This window comes from Cupriavidus sp. AU9028 (assembly GCF_019795295.1).
Lineage (GTDB): Bacteria > Pseudomonadota > Gammaproteobacteria > Burkholderiales > Burkholderiaceae > Cupriavidus.
Map to the genome: position 1 here is coordinate 1 of NZ_JAIMCG010000008.1, position 17,128 is coordinate 17,128.

11 protein-coding genes are annotated in these 17,128 nt (G+C 69.1%); 8 read left to right on the plus strand and 3 right to left on the minus strand.

The features are described 5' to 3' along the window. Positions 1-213 precede the first annotated feature (213 nt). The 4 genes from K6V06_RS10595 (at position 214) to K6V06_RS10610 (ending at position 6,889) form a co-directional block, all read left to right on the plus strand. Positions 214-1,116: an EamA family transporter gene (locus K6V06_RS10595; RefSeq protein ID WP_222243100.1), complete on the plus strand. Its 903-nt coding sequence runs from the start codon at positions 214-216 to the stop codon at positions 1,114-1,116. Positions 1,117-1,314: 198 nt separating this feature from the next. After that, positions 1,315-5,484: a chemotaxis protein CheB gene (locus K6V06_RS10600; RefSeq protein ID WP_222243102.1), complete on the plus strand. Its 4,170-nt coding sequence runs from the start codon at positions 1,315-1,317 to the stop codon at positions 5,482-5,484. Between the two features lie 220 nt (positions 5,485-5,704). Continuing rightward, positions 5,705-6,328, plus strand: a complete 624-nt coding sequence (locus K6V06_RS10605; RefSeq protein WP_255581755.1) for a DUF4142 domain-containing protein — start codon at positions 5,705-5,707, stop codon at positions 6,326-6,328. A gap of 123 nt (positions 6,329-6,451) precedes the next feature. Beyond that, the gene (locus tag K6V06_RS10610) at positions 6,452-6,889 is read left to right on the plus strand and encodes a cytochrome c family protein (protein ID WP_222243104.1); all 438 of its coding nucleotides are present in this window, start codon (positions 6,452-6,454) and stop codon (positions 6,887-6,889) included. Here K6V06_RS10610 and K6V06_RS10615 read toward each other — a convergent pair. From K6V06_RS10615 to K6V06_RS10625, 3 genes are all read right to left on the minus strand, one after another. After that, complete coding sequence (locus K6V06_RS10615; RefSeq protein ID WP_222243106.1) at positions 6,871-8,967, minus strand: hypothetical protein; 2,097 nt, start codon at positions 8,965-8,967, stop codon at positions 6,871-6,873. The genes K6V06_RS10610 and K6V06_RS10615 overlap by 19 nt on opposite strands. 231 nt (positions 8,968-9,198) lie before the next feature. Further along, complete coding sequence (locus K6V06_RS10620) at positions 9,199-11,064, minus strand: NAD(P)/FAD-dependent oxidoreductase (RefSeq protein ID WP_222243108.1); 1,866 nt, start codon at positions 11,062-11,064, stop codon at positions 9,199-9,201. Next, the gene (locus K6V06_RS10625) at positions 11,061-12,461 is read right to left on the minus strand and encodes a cytochrome c (protein ID WP_222243110.1); all 1,401 of its coding nucleotides are present in this window, start codon (positions 12,459-12,461) and stop codon (positions 11,061-11,063) included. Before K6V06_RS10625 ends, K6V06_RS10620 begins: the two co-directional genes overlap by 4 nt. A 168-nt stretch (positions 12,462-12,629) precedes the next feature. Between K6V06_RS10625 and K6V06_RS10630 the strand changes: the two genes are divergently transcribed. The 4 genes from K6V06_RS10630 (at position 12,630) to K6V06_RS10645 (ending at position 16,972) form a co-directional block, all read left to right on the plus strand. Next, positions 12,630-13,643 (plus strand): LysR family transcriptional regulator, encoded by a 1,014-nt coding sequence (locus tag K6V06_RS10630; RefSeq protein ID WP_222243112.1) that lies wholly within the window; start codon positions 12,630-12,632, stop codon positions 13,641-13,643. Between the two features lie 69 nt (positions 13,644-13,712). After that, positions 13,713-15,194 carry an NAD(P)-binding domain-containing protein gene (locus K6V06_RS10635; RefSeq protein WP_222243114.1) on the plus strand — a complete coding sequence of 494 codons (1,482 nt, stop codon included), beginning with the start codon at positions 13,713-13,715 and terminating at the stop codon, positions 15,192-15,194. A 70-nt stretch (positions 15,195-15,264) separates the two neighbouring features. Further along, positions 15,265-16,473, plus strand: a complete 1,209-nt coding sequence (locus K6V06_RS10640) for a CMD domain protein (protein WP_222243116.1) — start codon at positions 15,265-15,267, stop codon at positions 16,471-16,473. 55 nt (positions 16,474-16,528) lie between these two features. Continuing rightward, positions 16,529-16,972 carry a cupin gene (locus tag K6V06_RS10645; RefSeq protein WP_222243118.1) on the plus strand — a complete coding sequence of 148 codons (444 nt, stop codon included), beginning with the start codon at positions 16,529-16,531 and terminating at the stop codon, positions 16,970-16,972. Positions 16,973-17,128: the final 156 nt, after the last annotated feature.

Sequence of the window (17,128 nt, forward strand, 5' to 3'; positions counted from 1 at the left end):
ACCGTACGGGTTGCAAGAAAGAACGGTCCGACCCAGATCCCAGCGCTCTCCCACGGGCTTGAGGTCCCAGAGGGCAGTCGGGCTACTGAGCCGGTCCAAATCCCAACCATTAAGATACAAGGGCAGCGCAGCGGGAGCGCGTCAACGACGGGTGCCTTTCTCGGCCACGCCAGACCTGCTACCCTTTGCGCTTTGCCCGCCACTTCAGTCACCGTGTCCCCCATCGACCGTCTTCTCGCCCTGGCCATCGTGCTGACCTGGGGCGTCAATTTCGTCGTCATCAAGGTCGGGCTGGCCGGGATGCCGCCCATGCTGCTCGGGACACTGCGGTTCTGCCTGGTCGCTTTCCCCGCCATCCTGCTGGTGCGCCGGCCGAAGGTGCCGCTGCGGTTGCTGATCGCCTATGGCGCGACCATCAGCCTGGGCCAGTTCGCCTTCCTGTTCTCGGCGATGGCGGTCGGGATGCCGGCAGGCCTGGCCTCGCTGGTACTGCAAGCCCAGGCATTCTTTACCGTGGCCATCGCCGCGCTATGGCTGGGCGAGCCGGTGCGCTGGTACAACATTGGCGGCATGGCAGTCGCAGCGGCCGGCCTGGTGCTGATCGGCTCCACTGCCGCCGACGGAACCGTCAGCGGTGCCGGCATGACACTGGCCGGCTTCTTGCTGACGCTGTGCGCGGCGGCAAGCTGGGCCACCGGCAACATCGTCAGCAAGCGCATCGGTCAGGTGGACCTGCTGGGGCTGGTGGTATGGGGCAACCTGATCCCGATCGTCCCCTTCGCGCTGCTGTCGCTGTGGCTGGAGGGCCCGGACCGCATCGCTCGCAGCCTGACGCATCTGTCGGGCGCCTCGGTGTTCGCCCTCTGCTATCTGGCCTTTGCCGCCACCCTGCTCGGCTACACGCTGTGGGGCCGCCTGCTCAGCCGCTACTCCGCCAGCAAGGTGGCGCCGCTGACCCTGCTGGTACCCGTGGTCGGCCTGATGTCGGCGCATCTGCTGCTGGGCGAGTCCCTGGGCATCGCCGAAGAGATCGGCGCGCTGGTGGTGATGACAGGGCTGTTGCTGAATGTGTTCGGCGGCCGGCTGCCGAGAATCCGCTGGGCGAAAAACGGCTAGCGCGCCGGCACGGCGGATGCTGGCCCGTACCTTGCTGCTCCGCAAGAACAGGTAGCCGGCACGCCCCGCCACCTGCCGCAATCGAGGCCCTGCATCCCATCGTCCGATCGCCAGGGGAGCGCCCTCCCCCCCGCGTCGCCCCGCCCCGGTGCTGGGCGTACCATCGCTCGAACCCATTCGAAAACGTCGCGCTTCGTCATGAACCAGCAGACCTCCAATACCCCCGATGCCGAAGAGCCCGAGATCGATCACATTTCGCCCAGCTCCCTCAGGTTTCCGGTGGTGGGCATTGGCGCTTCGGCGGGCGGCATCCGGGCCCTGCAAACCTTCTTCGAGCAATGCCCCGCTCGGTGCGACATGGCGTTTGTCGTGATCCTGCACCTGTCGCCGCGCCATGAGAGCAACGCGGCCGCCATCCTGCAGCGATCGACGTCCCTTCGCGTCGTCCAGGTCACGTCGCCGACCCCGATCGAGAAGGACACCATCTACATCATCCCGCCGAACCGGGACCTGACCATGAACGACGGCTATGTGCGGGTGACCGAGTCCAGCCGGCCGCGCGGCGCCCATGTGGCTATCGACCTGTTTTTCCGTACTCTGGCGAAGGCGCACCGGCAGCGCGCCTTCGCCATCGTGATGTCGGGCACCGGCTCCGACGGGGCAGTGGGAATGGCCACCGTCAAGGAAATGGGCGGCGTCACCATGGCGCAATTGCCCGAGGATGCCGAGCACGACGGCATGCCGAGAAGCGCCATCGACACCGGGGTGGTGGATGTGGTGCTGCCCGCCGCCGAACTGCCGCAGAAGCTGCTCGATCTTTGGGCGAATGCCCGCGAGATCGAGCTGCCCGAGCCGGTCGTGCGCACAGGGCCGGCCCATGCCGCAGCCGGCTCGCTTGCCAGGGAAGACGCCGAGCAGGCGCTGCGCGAGATCATCGCCCTGCTGCACAACCGCACCGGCCACGATTTCCGCCACTACAAGCGCGCGACCGTGCTGCGCCGGATCGAGCGGCGCATGCAGGTCAACGCGTTGCCGCGCCTGCCGGCCTACCGCGACTACCTGCGCGACAATGCGCAGGAAACGCCGGCATTGCTGAAGGACATGCTGATCGGCGTGACCAACTTCTTCCGCGACCGCGAGGCGTTCGAGGCCATGGAGCGCGACGTCGTCCCTGCCATCTTCGCCTCCAAGTCGCGCAGGGACGACGTGCGCGCGTGGGTCGCGGGCTGCGCCACCGGGGAGGAAGCGTATTCGGTCGCCATGCTGTTGTGCGAGCACTCGGCGACGCTGACCGACGCCCCTGGCATCCAGGTGTTCGCCACCGATATCGACGAAAGCGCGATCAGGACGGCGCGCGCCGGTGCGTATCCGGAGTCGATCATGGCCGACGTCATTCCGGCCCGCCTGCGCCAGTTCTTCTCGAAGGAGACGCCGTACTACCGCATCAAGAAAACGCTGCGCGACCACGTCCTGTTTGCCGCGCACAACGTGCTGCGCGACCCGCCCTTCTCCCATCTGGACCTGGTGACCTGCCGCAATCTGCTGATCTACCTGGACCGGGAAGTGCAGCGCGAAGTGCTGGAGATGTTCCACTTCGCGCTGCGCCCCGGCGGGTATCTGCTGCTGGGCAGTTCCGAATCGGCCGACGCGGCGTCCCGGTTGTTCACGCCGGTCGACAAGCGGCACCGGCTATACCAGGCCAAGGTCGGCACCCACGCCTCGCGCTATGCCCCGGCCTTGCCGCTAGGCGCGCAGCTGCCGAAAAAACCCCCATCGCGTCCTTACGAGCGCGAACCCGAGCGCCGACAGACGGCCTTCTCGACCATGCACCAGCGGGCGCTGGAGCTATATGCCCCGCCCAGCGTGATCGTCAACTACGACTCGGAGATCGTCCACCTGTCCGACCGGGCCGGACGGTTCCTGCGCCAGCCGGGCGGCGTGCCGTCAAACAATCTGCTCGCGCTGGTGCTGCCGGAGCTGCGGCTGGAGTTGCGCACGGCGCTGTATCAGGCGTCGCAATCGGGCAAGAGCGTGGAGGCGCGCCGCACCCGGCTGGACCGCGAGGGGCGCAGCTTCTACGTCAACATCGTGGTGCGGCCCTTCCGCGATCCAGACGGGTCGGCTGACTTCATGCTGGTGTTGTTCGACGAAGTCGAAGACACCATGCGGCAGGACCGGGACGACACGGAGGACAGCGACAAGGACCCGATGCTGGCGCAGCTCGAGAGTGAACTGCAGCAGACCAAGGAGCAGCTGCAGAGCACCATCGAGCAGGCTGAAACGTCGATGGAGGAACTGAAGGCCTCCAACGAGGAGCTGCAGGCGATCAACGAGGAACTGCGCTCGGCCTCCGAGGAACTGGAGACCAGCAAGGAGGAGCTGCAGTCGATCAACGAGGAACTGATCACGGTCAACCACGAGCTCAAGTCCAAGGTCGAGGAAACCGGCAAGGTCAACGACGACCTGCAGAACCTGATTGCCTCGACGGACATTGCCACCGTCTTCGTCGACTCCGCGGTCCGGATCAAGCGCTATACGCCGCGGGCGGCGGACATCTTCAGCATCATCCCGAACGACGTGGGCCGCTCGCTGCTGGATATCACCCACCGGCTCGACTACGACAGCCTGGCCGACGACGTGGCGCTGGTGTTCCAGACCTTGCGCACCATCGAGCGGGAGATCGCCAGCATTGACGATCGCCGCTATATCGCCCGGCTACTGCCATACCGGACCACCGAGGACCGCATCGAAGGCGCGGTCCTGACCTTCATCGACATCACGCTGCGCCGGCAGGCGGAAGAACGCCTGCGCGCGGGCGAGGAACGCCTGCGGCTGGTGCTGGAGAACGCCAAGGACTACGCGGTAATGACGCTCGATGCGCAGGGTCTGGTCACCAGCTGGAACAAGGGCGCGGAACGGATGTTCGGCTACTCCGAAGAGGAAATGCTGGGCAAGCCGGTCGACCTGATCTTCACCCCGGAGGACCGTGCGGCAGGCGCACCGGAGGACGAGCGCCGCCGCGCCGTGACGGACGGCCGCGCGGAGGACGAGCGCTGGCATCAGCACCGCGACGGCCCGCGGCTGTTCTGCAGCGGCGTGATGACGCCCTTGCAGAACAGCCCGACGGGCGGTTTTGCCAAGATCGCGCGCGACGTCACCGGCGGCAAGCGCGTGGACGACGAACGCGAGGTGCAGCTGATCGCGCAGCGCGAAGCCAACGCCAGGGCGCAGGCCCAGAACCAGCTGAAGGACGAGTTCCTGGCGGTGTTGTCGCATGAGCTGAAGCATCCGCTGAACCTGATCCACGTCAATGCCGAAATCCTTGGCCGGCTGCCCTCGCTGACCAGCAGCGAGATCGGGCTGCGCGCCACCGAGACGATCCAGCGCGCGGTGCTCGGCCAGGCCAAGATCATCGACGATCTGCTGGACTTTTCCCGCGTGCACACCGGCAAACTGGCGTTGCAGCGCAAGCCGATGGACCTGACCCGCACAGTGGAGATGGTCGCGGAAACACTGCGCCGCGATCGCGATGGACTGGGCGTGACGGTGTGCACCGAGGGACTGGAGCAGCCGCTGTGGATTCTTGCCGATAACGTGCGCATCGAGCAGATCGTGTGGAACCTGGTCAGCAATGCGATGAAGTTCACGCCCAGGGGCGGCACTGTCACGCTGTCGCTCGCCATCGAGGACAGCATGGCGCGCCTCGATGTGGTGGACAACGGCATGGGGATCGATGCGGACAGCCTGCCCTACATCTTCGACATGTTCAGCCGTAGTACCCAGGCCAGGCGTTCCGGCAAGTCAGGACTCGGCATCGGCCTTGCCCTGGTGCGGGAGCTGGTGGACATGCACGGCGGCCGCGTCGAGGCGCATTCGGAGGGCGAGGGACATGGCGCGCGCTTCAGCGTCTGGCTGCCTTCGGCACAACCGGGCGAAGCCGAGACCCCGCAGCCCAACAAGGCGCACCGCCTGACCGGACTGCGCATCCTGCTGGTCGACGATACCGAGGACACGCTGGAGGGCTTCTCCGCGCTGCTGACGCTGGAGGGTGCCGACGTCGTCACCGCCAACAGCGGCGAGGCAGCGCTGGAGCAGGCGCAGCGCCAGACCTTCGACCTGCTGCTGTCGGATATCGGCATGCCGGGCATGGACGGCTATGAATTGCTGGGCAGGCTGCGGCAACAGCCCGCGACCAGCAATCTGATGGCGGTGGCCCTGACCGGACTGGGGCGGCAACGAGACATCCAGCGGGTGCGCGAAGCCGGCTTCGCCGCGCATATCAGCAAGCCGGTCGCCCTCACTGAACTGATGCATACGCTGGCGGGACTGGGCTTGCTGGACGGCACGAGCGCGCCGCGAGACGACTGATCCGGCGCCGGCCCGCAGCCAAATGCGCCGGCCCAGCGCGAAAGCAACATTTGCTACCGGCCGCACGAAATTACACGTTGGCCGGAGGCCGAACAGGTGTCGCACGGTCAGGCGCGCGCACGTCGTACCCCGTTGCCGGCCAAGCCGCAAGCGTCGAAGCGTGACAGGCCCAAAACTTGCGGAGCCATGTGCTCATTCATCTACTGTAGAGGGAGAAGTCATGCGCATCCGTAACGCAACCCTTGGTGCTGCCGTCGTTTCGCTTCTGCTGTCGTCAGGCGTGATGGCGCAGACGACCGGCACGACCACGCCGAGCAGCACGTCGCCGAATGCCACGACGTCGGGCGGCTCCCAGTCCAGCAAGGGCCAGCTTGCCGGCCAGGATCGCTCCTTCATGGAAAACGCGGCCCAGGGCGGTCTGGCCGAGGTCGAAGGCAGCCGCATGGCCCAGGAAAAGTCGCAAAACGCCGACGTCAAGGCCTTCGCCGCACAGATGATCAAGGACCACACCAAGGTCAATGACGAGCTGAAGGCGCTGGCCGCGCGCAAGGGCTACACGCCGCCCACCGAGCCCTCCATCATGCAGCGCACCGAACTGAAGGCGCTGAGCGCGCTGGACGGCGAGCGCTTCGACAAGATGTACGCCAGCCGCATCGGTGTCGCCTCGCATGAGGACACCGTGAAGATGTTCAAGGAGGCAGCGCAGAAGGCGCAGGACCCGGACCTGAAGGCGTTTGCCTCGAAGAACGTGCCGGCCCTTGAAATGCACCTGAAGATGGCGCGCGACCTGAACAAGAAGGTCGGCAACGACGACGGCGACAGCAAGAAGAGCAGCAAGCGCTGATGCGTCGCGGGCGAGGCGCTTGCCGGCTGGCAACGCCCGCGCCCTTCCCGGCTAGAATCACGGTTCCCGGCGGGGCGGCCGATGGCGGCCCCGCCCTTTTTGCTGAAGCCGTCTTTCGCCTGTATGCCGCAGCTCCCCTTCCCCGGCGCCTTGTCCGCGCGAGGCGTCTCCGCTGTCATTCCCGGTGTTGTTTTCGCTGTCCTCTCCGCTGTCTTCTCCCCCTCCCCCGTACAGGCGGCCGGCGACGTGCAGGCAGGGCGCGCCAGCTTCCAGAGCAAATGCGCGTCGTGCCACAAGGTCGGCCCGTCGGCGCGCGCCAGCTTCGGTCCGCATCTGAACGGACTGTTCGGGCGCCGCGCGGGCAGCACCACCGACTATGCCTATTCGGCTGCAATGAAGGGATCCGGCATCGTCTGGTCGACCGACACCCTGCGCGCGTTCCTGCATGCGCCGGGCAAGGTGGTGCCGGACAACAAGATGCGCTTCTGGGGAATCGGCAGCGAGCGCGAGATCGACAACCTGCTGACGTATCTGCAGACCTTTCAATCGGCGGCACGCTGATCCGCACCCGCCTGTCGCGCCGGCACCCGCAGCCGCGCGATCTCCAGTTCCGCGGCAAGCAAGGACCCGCGCAGCGTGGCAAGCAGCGTTGGCGCCTCGTGCAGGCAGAATCGCGCCAGATCGCGGCTGGAGCCGGTTTTGGCCGCGGGGTCACTGCCCCATTGCAAGGCGAGAAAGCGGCTGCGCAGGGCGGCAAGATCCGTCACCTTGCCCTTCAACGCAAGCATCAGCTCCCTCATCGCCTCCTGGCGCTCCCAGTCCTCCTGCTCCGGCGCATCGGGCGCAATCGCTGCCGGAATCTGCTCGTGCGGCAGTTCTCCGGCTTCCCCCAACCGCGCGGCGTTATCCCGGCGGGTCCCTGCCTTCCTGTCCAGCAACGCGATCTGCCGCGCGAGGACGCTGCGCATCCATGCGGCTTGCCATTCGCCTGCGTCCGCTCCATTTTCCAACACGTCCGACAGGATCGCTTCGGTCAGCACGCCGCAGCGCCTGTCATGCGCCAGTTCGGCCAGCCGCCATGCCGCTGCCAGTCCCCGTCCACGGGCGAGGGCCAGGCAGAAGTCGGATGGGACAAGAAGCGCCGCGCCCACACGGCACAGTGCGCGTGCCCATCGCCTCGGACGCGCTGGCACGGTCGCCGCTGCGTCCGTTGGCTCGTGTCGCCGCGCGGCGTAGCGGGTGCCGCTGCGCCTGGCCGCATCCAGCAGGAAATCGTCCGTCTCCTGCTGCAGCCCGTCGATCTGCGCGAACAGCGAAGCGCGCAACTGTAGCGCCTTGTCGGCGTCGAGCCGGTCGGCCAGCGCCAGCGCGTCACGGTCGATCCAGCCGTGGCCATCGCGGTGGTAGTCCTGATAACGGCGCGTCTTGCCCAGCGTGAAAAAGAAGGTGTGGGAGCCGAGCGCCATGGTCACCCCGCCAACCGTCAGGAACAACAACAGCACGCCCAGCCCGATCGGGCCGGACAACACGCCAAGGCCGACGCCCAGCAGCGCCGCCCCGGCGACGGCGCCCTTGGCCACCGCGCCCAATCCGCATACGAGGCTGCCGGCGAGGAAGACCGCATTCCAGTTGCGAAAGCGGTGCAGTACCGTGCCGCGCTTGCCCAGCTTGCGGACGAGGAAGCTGCGGTAGCGGCCCACCTCGGCAGGCGCGTCGTCCGGCAGGTGCTGCAGCATGGTCCTGGCCGCGCCGGCGGCCGCGGTGAATCGCCGTAGCGCCAGTCGCGACTGATGCACGAACACGGCGCCCAGCGCGGTGGCGGCGATGCCCGCGAGCGGCGCCAGCACGAAGGCACCCACTGCGCCGACGATGCCGCCGACCGAAGCCAGCGTCGCGCTCCTGGCGATGGCGGCGGCAAGGTTCAGCCCACCCGCGGCGGCAGCCAGCGCGAGCTGGTAGGCGGTATCGAGCACCACCTTGGCCACGATGGCCGCGCCCGATACCAGCGAGCCCACGCCGACACCGATATTGAGACGCTCGATGCGGCGGGCGAAGCGAACGCCGTCGAGCTTCTGCTCGACCACCTGTTCCAGCGCCAGCACGGGCCGCGGCACGGCGCGGCCGGCGCCGTCGGCCATCGTCCGCAGTTGGCGCACCGCATCGCGGGCTTCCCGCGCCGCTTGCCGCCGCGTCTGCAGTTCGCCCAGCTTCTGCACCGCGCCGCGTATCTCGCCAACCCCGCCGGTGATGGCCATCGCGCCCAGCGCCAGCATCAGCGGCGTGGAAACGGCCGCCAGCCCCCATTCGATGCGGCCAACCGGCAGCAGCTCGTCGCGCAGCGTGCCGGCCGGATTCGAGCGCAGGTTCTGCGCTTCCTCCACCAGCGCGCGTCCGACTTCGGCGGGCGACTGGCGTATCGCCTTGCCGAGATAGCGCAGGAACTGCCACAGGCCGGAGATGCCTTCGTCGTAGTCGCCGGCGACGCCACCGGTTTCATGTTCGACCACCAGCGCGATGCGGGAGGCCGCGCCCGCACCGGCAAGTTTGCCGGGCAGTCTCTCCAACGACGGGGGTGGGGAGCTGGCGGCGTCGTTGGACGCGCCGGGTGGCAGGGTGGCCGGGGTGTCTGTCATCGGCATGGGAATCTCCACGAGTCGGCATCGAACGGTGATGCGGTACCTTGTGGAGATCGTTGGCGCGGTCGCCTGGGAACGGCGCCGCTGTTCTGAAAAGAACGAAATCCTATCGCTGCCCCGCCGCCAATACCTTCGCTTTTATCGCCGCACTGTCGCTTGTCGCATTGACCCAGGCACTTGCTGTCGCATGCGGTGCGACAGCGAGGCGGATGCCGCCCCGGCCCCTTGCCGGCTTCAGTCCTGCAACGCCTGCACGGCCCGCAGCCCCTGCTCGAGGGCGGCGGTCAGCGACGGGATGCCCGCGCTATCGCTGTTGGCGATGGTCACGTGCGGGAATGGCGTGCGCACCGCGGCTTCGGCGTCGATGCCGGCACCAGGACCGTCATGCAGCGGCGTGGGCCGGTAGCTGTAGCCATGTGCCCAGCGGTTGACCGTGATCGCGCTCACGTCGCGCCTCGCCTCGAAGCCGCCCGCGGCCAGCATGCGATCCAGCTGGGCCAGGATCTCGCGCTCCATCGCCTCGTAGGGCGTGCCGAGCAGCCACGCGCGCCCCGCGCGGAAGCGGTCGCGCGCGGGCATGCCGCTGTCCGGCACGACGGGCACCTGCACCATGTGCAGCACCACCGGTTGCTCCGGCCTCGCCTGCGCCGGCGTCTCCAGCCAGACGTCGGTATAGGACATGGTGGGGGCGTGGATACGGCCGGCGCGCAGCGCCGCGAACGCGCGCCAGTCGTTCAGCGCGACCTTGCTGTAGACCAGCGGCGCCTTGACCGCGTCGCGCAAGGCGTCCTTGCGTGCGGCCGGCAGCGGCGGCAGCAGGAACGGGATCATCATGTTGTAGCCGGCCAGCACCACATGGCGCGCTTCGATGCGATGCAGATTGCCGCGCCAGCCATAGGTGACCCGCGTCAGCGTCGCCTCCGGTTCGACCGCGAGTACCGTGCTGTTCAGGCGCAGCCGTACGGGCGCATCGTCCCGGTCCAGCCTTGCGTAGTCGAAGCGTGCCTCGGCAATGCGGGCAGCCGGACCGGCCGGGGCCGCTGCCGGGATCAGCGCCCGCACCAGCAGCCGCGCCAGGCCTGCGTTGCCATCGGGCAGCCACAGCCGCGCCTGCGGCGATTGCCCCAGCGTTGCCGTGCCCGTGGGTGCGACGCCCAGGCCCGCCGGCAGGCCAATGGCGGCGGCATCGAGCACGGACACGCCTTCGATGTCCAGCGCATAGGTATCGACGGTGCGACCGCGCAGGAAGCGCCGCCCTGCCAGTCCGACTCCGGCGCGGTCGCGCAGGAACGCGGCATAGCTGGTGCGGGCAAGGTAGTCGTGCCGCTGCGGCGCGGTCAGATCGCCCAGGTAGTCGGTCGTGCCGGCGGCAAGGCGCGCGATGGCGGCGCGGTCGTCCGGCGGCAGCGGTGCCTGCTGCAGAAAACGCGTCACGTCCCCTGCCCCGGCGCCCTGTCGATCGGACTGCCCGCTTGCCGTCATCGTCGCTCCCATCGCGGCACCCATGGTCGCACCGATGGGATCGCCCGGCACCAGCACGTCGCGGCCGAAGTGCTCGCGGTTGAAAAACACCGCGCGGCCGATGGCGCTCGCGCCGGCGTCCGCTGGCGCGGCCTCGCGCAGCAGCTGGCCGCGGTCCAGCCCGAGCGCCTCGAAGAGCAGCGATACCGCGGGACTGGACAGCGCCGAGGCCGGCAAGCCGGCGCTGCCGCCATAGCTGACCAGCTGCTGTCCGCGCACGGTGAACTCGTTGCGTTTGGCGTGGCCGCCGAAATCGTCGTGATTGTCCAGCAGCAGGATGCGCCGTGCCGGTCCGAAGCGCTGCCGGTAATGCCACGCCGCCACCAGGCCGCTCAGGCCGGCGCCGACGATCACCGCGTCGAAGGCCTCGCGGGCCAGCACGGGCGGGTATTGCGTGCCCTCGCGCGCCAGGCTGTGCGCCAGCGTGAAGGTGCCGGCATGGTTGCCGCGCAAGCCCGTCAGTGCTGGCGGATAAGCGGCCGCCGCGGCGGTCTGCGCATGCAGCAGCGCCGAGGGACACAGCCCGCTGCCCAGCGCCAGCGCCGCGCCGTTGAGGAAATCCCTGCGGGTGATGGTCATGGCCTCGGCTCCTGCGGTGGCGCGGTGGCGGCGCGGCGCCGGGCCACCACGGCGGAATCGACCGCTTCCGCGCGGTTGCCCCAGCCTCCGCGCACGAAGGTCAGCACGTCGGCGATCTCCTGGTCGTTCAACGTCCAGCCGTAGCCGGGCATCCGGTAGTCGGTGGCGGCGGTGTCCACCCGCGCAGTGATCGCGCCGTGCAGCAGCAGATTGATCAGCGAGGCGGCGTTGGGATCGACCACCGCGGCATTGCCGGCCAACGGCGGGAAAACCCGCGCGAAGCCCTTGCCGTCCGCGCCATGGCAGGGCATGCAGTACTGCGCGTAGAGCCGCGCACCACCGCTCTCGAAGCGTCCAGCCCGCAGCTCGCGCGCGGCGGTATCGTCGTAGAGGAAGGGGCGCGTTTCGCCCCGTACCGCGCTCAGGCTCTTCAGGTAGACCGCGATGGCATCCAGGTCGCTGTCATGCAGGTGCTGGGTGGACATCGACACTACCTCCGACATCGGCCCGAACGAGGTCCCGTGCGCATTGCGGCCGGTGCGCAGATACTCGGCGATCTCGGCCCGGCTCCAGCTGCCCAACCCCGTCAAGCGATCGCCGCGCAGGCTGGTCGCCGACCAGCCCAGCACCTCGGCGCCGGCAAGGAAATGCTCGCTGCGCTCGTCCAGCCCCTTCTCGCCCAGCAGCAGGCCGCGCGGCGTGTGGCACGCGCCACAGTGCCCTACCGCCTGCACCAGATAGGCGCCGCGGTTCCACTGGGCCGATTGCGCGGGGTCGACGCGCATGGGCCGCTGATCGAGGAACAGCGCATTCCAGCCCCACATCAGCCAGCGCATGCCGAATGGCCAGCGCATCCGCGCCTCGGGCGCGCTGTACCGCACCGGTGCCACCGCGCCGCGCAGATAGACGAACAGCGCCTCGACGTCGCGATCGTCCATGCGCGCGTAGGAGGGGTACGGCATCGCCGGATACAGCCGCTTGCCGTGCCGCGCCACGCCGCGGCGCACCGCCCGGTCGAAGTCCTCCAGCGAGTAGCTGCCGATGCCGGCATCCGGGTCCGGGGTGATGTTGGTCGAGTAGATCCGGCCCAGCGGCGTGTCGATCGGCAGGCCGCCGGCGAACGGCGCCTGGCCCGGACCGGTGTGGCAGCCGATGCAGTTGGCCGCCCGCGCCAGGTAGCGGCCGCGTTCGATGCGCGGGTCGGCCGGCGTCGGCGCGAGCACGGCAGAGGCCACGGCGGAGGAAGCAGAGGTGGCCGGTTGGGCGGCATCGGCGTACTCGGCGCCAAGCAGCCACTGCAGCGCGGTGCCGCCCAGGCCCTTGGGCGCGAGGAGCAGCAAGGCAAGCAGCACGGCGGCAATGGCAGTGGCCAGCAGGGGCCAGCGGTGAAAGCGCATGGGCGGGGATCGGCATCGGCAGGCCCACGGGCCTGCGGCTAGTCACAAGCGTCACATTATCCGCCGAGCCCGGCGGCATTGGCACGGGTATCCACCGGTAGGCGCGCCAACCATGCGTTCGGCGGATGCTTGACGGCATAGCATCCATAAATCGGATACTATTGCCGGATGGAGATTCGCCAGCTCGAAGCCTTTGCCGCCGTGATGTCCACCGGAAGCCTGACCGCCGCCGGACGCCTGCTTGGCCGCTCCCAGCCCGCCATCACGCGCTCGATCCAGGAGCTGGAGGCCCAGCTCGGCTTCGCGCTGTTCGCCCGCAGCGGGCCGCGCGTCAGTCCCACCGCGCGTGGTTTCCTGTTCTACGAGGAAGTCGAGCCGGTGCTGCTGGGCATGCAGCAGATCCGCGCCAGCGCCGCGCAGATCGGCCGCGAGGGCAGCCGCTCGCTCAATATCGTCGCCACCCCTTCGCTTGCCGCCGGGCTGGTGCCGGCGGCGCTCGCGCGGCTGGGTACCGGCGCACCGCTGCCCGCGCAGATGCACCTGCACAGCACGGCGCCGGAGAAGGTCGTCCATGCGGTGCTGACCGGGGCGGCGGAGGTCGGCGTGACCAGCCTGCCGCTGGAGCATCGCGACGTCGCGCTGCACTGGATCGGGCAAGCCTCGTGCGTGGTCGCGCTGCACCAGGACGACCCGCTGGCCGCGCACGAGGTGGTGCCGCTTGCCGCCTGCGCCCAGCGCACGCTGGTGACCATGCAGAACCCCTACCGGCTGCGCCGCCACGTCGATCGCGCATTGGCGCAGGCGCGCATCGCGGTGCCGGCGCGGATCGATACCAATACCTCGCTGAACGCGCTGGCGCTGGTGCGGGCGGGACTGGGCATGGCGGTGCTAGAGCCGGTCACCACGCACGGCGTGCCCGTGCCGGGGGTCGCCGTGCGGCGGCTGGACGTCGACATCCCGTTCCACTTCTGCCTGATTACGCCGCAGGGCCGGCCGCCCACGCCCACGGTCGAGGCGCTGACCGATGCGCTGGCGGACACCGCGGCGCAGATGCTGCCAGGTTTCGTGCGCATCGACCCGCGCGAGACCGTGGCGTGGCAAGGGCTGGCCGCCCCGGATGGCCTGGACGGGCCGAACCATGCGGCCGGCGCTGCCCACGCGAGCGAACCAGTGAACGACTGAATCGCCGCGCACCCCAAGGATTTCAAGGCGCCGCCCCCGCCAGGGGCGATGCCAGCCAACCGGAACATCATGCAAGACCAGACCACCTCCACCTCATCCCCGCAACCCGACGCGCCGATCGGCCTCGCCGCGCTGGAAGCGCGCCTGCGCCAGGACCTGCACTGGCTGGACCTGCCCGCCAGGCCCTGGGTCCCCGCGCGCGAAGTGGACGGCGAGCCGGTGCTCGAAGTCGCCGTGATCGGTGGCGGCATGGCGGGGCTGGCGGCCAGCGCCATGCTGCGTCAGCTCGGCATCCGCGCGCGCGTCTTCGACCAGGCGCCGGAAGGCTTCGAAGGGCCCTGGGCCACCACCGCGCGGATGGAAACACTGCGCTCGCCCAAGCAGCTGACCGGCCCCGCGCTGGGGCTGCCGGCACTGACCTTCCGCGCGTGGTTCGAAGCGCAGTTCGGCCTGGACGCCTGGGAAGCGCTGGACAAGATCCCCCGTCTGCAGTGGATGGATTACCTGCGCTGGTACCGCAAGGTGATGCAGATCGATATCGCCAACGCACACCGGGTCGAGCAGCTTCTGCCGCGCGCCGACGGCGTGGTCGAGGTGCGCATGACCTCGCCCCAGGGGCCGGTACGCGTGCTGGCGCGGCGCGTGGTGCTGGCCACGGGGCGCGATGGTCTGGGCGGCGCCTATGTGCCGGAGTTCGCCGCGGCGCTGCCGCGCCGCTTCTGGGCCCATTCGTCCGACGCAATGGACTACGGCATGCTGCGCGGCCGCCGCGTCGGCGTGATCGGTGCCGGCGCCTCGGCGATGGACAGTGCAGCCACCGCGCTGGAGGCCGGCGCCACCAGCGTCGAACTGCTGGTGCGGCGCGCCGACCTGCCGCGCATCAACAAGAGCAAGGGCTCCGGCAACCCGGGCCTGACGCACGGCCACTACGACCTGCCCGATGCGTGGAAATGGCGGCTGCGCAATTACATCAACCGGGAACAGGTGCCGCCGCCGCGCGGCAGCACCTTGCGCGTCTCGCGTCATCCAAACGCACGCTTTCACCTCGGCAGCCCGATCCAGCAGGTGCAGGTGGATGGCGACGTGCTGCGGGTAGCCACGGCCAGCGCGCAGTTCGAGCTGGACTTCCTGATCTTCTCCACCGGCTTTCGCGTGGACTTCGGCCTGCGGCCGGAGTTCGGCGTCATCGCGCCGCATATCCGGCTGTGGGGCGACCGTTTCCAGCCGCCTGCCGGCCAGGAAGACGAGGAGCTGCGCACCTCGCCCGACCTCGGCCCCGTCTTCGAATTCCAGGAGAAGGCACCGGGGGCTTGCCCGGGGCTGTCGCGCATCCACTGCTTCTGCTATCCGGCCGCGCTCTCGCACGGCACCATCTCGGGCGACATTCCCGCGATCAGCGATGGCGCCCGCCGCCTCGGCCAGGGCATCGCCTCGCTACTGTATCGGGAAGATGTCGAGCTGCATTTCGCCGCGCTGCAGGCGTATGCCGAGCCGGAACTGTACGGCGACGAGTGGACCCCTGCCACCGCTGCAGCCCGGCAGGACCGATGACGGCGCTGCCGTGCCGAGCATCGACCAGCATTGACCGACTTCGAACCAGACAACACCAACCCTTGCGCCCATGACCGACGCCACCAACGCCACCAACGCCACCACTGCTACCGATAGCGAAGCCCTTCCCTTCGACCAGATCGACCGCCTCGCGGGACTGCAGGCCGGCGCCAGCACCCACACGCTGCGCCATCGCCGCGACAAGGTCGCCAACGCGACCCAGGGCAGCTACGACGCGCTGTTCGACCCGGCCCTGCCCGGCCTGACCGTGGCCGAGCGCCTTGCGGTTGCACTGTACGCGGCGCGCCTCACGCCTGCCGCGCAATTGCTGGCGCATTACCGCGAGCGCCTGCAGCAGGCGGGCACCGACGCGGCGCAGATCGAGGCGATCGCCGCCGGCGACGTCGGAACCGTGTCCTCGCCCCGCCTGCGCGCGATGCTGGCCTTTACCCGGGCGCTGATCGAAAAGCCGGTCGAGGGCGACCGCGACGCGCTGCTGACGCTGCCCGCGGCCGGCCTGTCCACGCCGGAGGTCGTCACGCTGGCGCAGCTGATCGCCTTCCTGTCGTACCAGGTACGCCTGGTCGCCGGCCTGCGCGCGCTCGATGCCGCCGCTGCCCTGCCGCAGGCCGAGCCCGCCGCCCCCGGGGGTGACGGTCCGCTCGGCGCGGCCAAGCCGGCGCCGACGCTGCTGGACAACCCGATCAAGATCAACGGCTTCACCAACGAAGTGCTGGACTGGAAGGCCTGGCTCGACGTAGTGCCGGTGGATCGCGCCACGCCCGAGCAGATCGCCGTGCTGGAGGAGAGCCACCCCAAGGCCAAGGTGTCGGACTACTACCTGTTCCTGGTGCACCAGCCCGAGATCCTCCGGCAACGCTCGGCCGCGTTCAATGCCATCATGTACGCCCCCGGCGGCATGGCACGCGCGGAACGCGAGCTGGCCAGCACGGTCGTATCGGTGATCAATGGCTGCGTCTACTGCGCCTCGGTGCATGCCCAGCGCTTCGAGCAGCTGGCCAAGCGCAACGACGCGGTGGCACAGGTATTCCGCGATCCGCGCACTGCCGGCACGACCGCGCGCGAGCGCGCGATCGCGGCGTTCTCGGTGGCGCTGACCGAGCATCCGGACCGCATCGGCGCCGACACCCTGGCGCCGCTGCAGGCGGTCGGGCTGCAGCCTGCCGAGATCCTCGACCTGATCCACGCCATCGCCATCTTCGCCTGGGCAAACCGGCTGATGCTGAATCTGGGCGAGCCTGTCTTTCCGGCCGCCTGAAGCAGCGGACCGGGGAGGCAGCACCGGCGTAGCGCACCGACATCAGGAGAACAGCATGGGCATCGACAGCGGCAACCTGTATGCCTCGGTAGAGGCGGGCCAGCACGTAGCGGCCAGCGAGGACGGCGAGGAGCATTTTGACAGCCTGCTGCAGCGCCCCGGCGCCCGCATCGAGCGGATCGTCTCCACCGGCCAGGCCAGTCCACCCGACTTCTGGTACGACAATCCGCACGACGAATGGGTGGTGCTGCTACGTGGCAGCGCCGGCCTGCGCCTGCGCACGCCCGCGTCGGAGCTGGCACCCCAGGCCGAGCTGCCGCCGGGCGAGGACGGCGAAGACACCGAGGTCGTGCTGGCACCGGGCGACTGGATTCATCTTCCCGCGCATTGCCGGCATCGGGTCGACTGGACCGATGCACTGGAAACCACGGTCTGGCTGGCGGTGCATTTCGACGAAGGCGCGCCGCCGCAGAAGCGGCGGGCGGGGAAAGTGGTGTAGCGCTGCAGGCATGGCGGGCGCTCGCTGGCCCTCTCCCCCGGCCCCTCTCCCACAGGTGGGAGAGGGGAGCCAAATCGTTAGCGCTTCAATCGCCTTGGGGTTTTTTCCCCTCTCCCGCACGCGGGAGAGGGGCCGGGGGAGAGGGCATTCCACCGC

What these genes read in the sequence shown, in the direction of transcription:
- K6V06_RS10600 (WP_222243102.1), top strand. Translation starts at nt 1,315, where the DNA reads ATGAACCAGCAGACCTCCAATACCCCCGATGCCGAAGAGCCCGAGATC.
- K6V06_RS10605 (WP_255581755.1), top strand. Translation starts at nt 5,705, where the DNA reads ATGCGCATCCGTAACGCAACCCTTGGTGCTGCCGTCGTTTCGCTTCTG.
- K6V06_RS10610 (WP_222243104.1), top strand. Translation starts at nt 6,452, where the DNA reads ATGCCGCAGCTCCCCTTCCCCGGCGCCTTGTCCGCGCGAGGCGTCTCC.
- K6V06_RS10615 (WP_222243106.1), bottom strand. Translation starts at nt 8,967, where the DNA reads ATGCCGATGACAGACACCCCGGCCACCCTGCCACCCGGCGCGTCCAAC.
- K6V06_RS10620 (WP_222243108.1), bottom strand. Translation starts at nt 11,064, where the DNA reads ATGACCATCACCCGCAGGGATTTCCTCAACGGCGCGGCGCTGGCGCTG.
- K6V06_RS10625 (WP_222243110.1), bottom strand. Translation starts at nt 12,461, where the DNA reads ATGCGCTTTCACCGCTGGCCCCTGCTGGCCACTGCCATTGCCGCCGTG.
- K6V06_RS10630 (WP_222243112.1), top strand. Translation starts at nt 12,630, where the DNA reads ATGGAGATTCGCCAGCTCGAAGCCTTTGCCGCCGTGATGTCCACCGGA.
- K6V06_RS10635 (WP_222243114.1), top strand. Translation starts at nt 13,713, where the DNA reads ATGCAAGACCAGACCACCTCCACCTCATCCCCGCAACCCGACGCGCCG.
- K6V06_RS10640 (WP_222243116.1), top strand. Translation starts at nt 15,265, where the DNA reads ATGACCGACGCCACCAACGCCACCAACGCCACCACTGCTACCGATAGC.
- K6V06_RS10645 (WP_222243118.1), top strand. Translation starts at nt 16,529, where the DNA reads ATGGGCATCGACAGCGGCAACCTGTATGCCTCGGTAGAGGCGGGCCAG.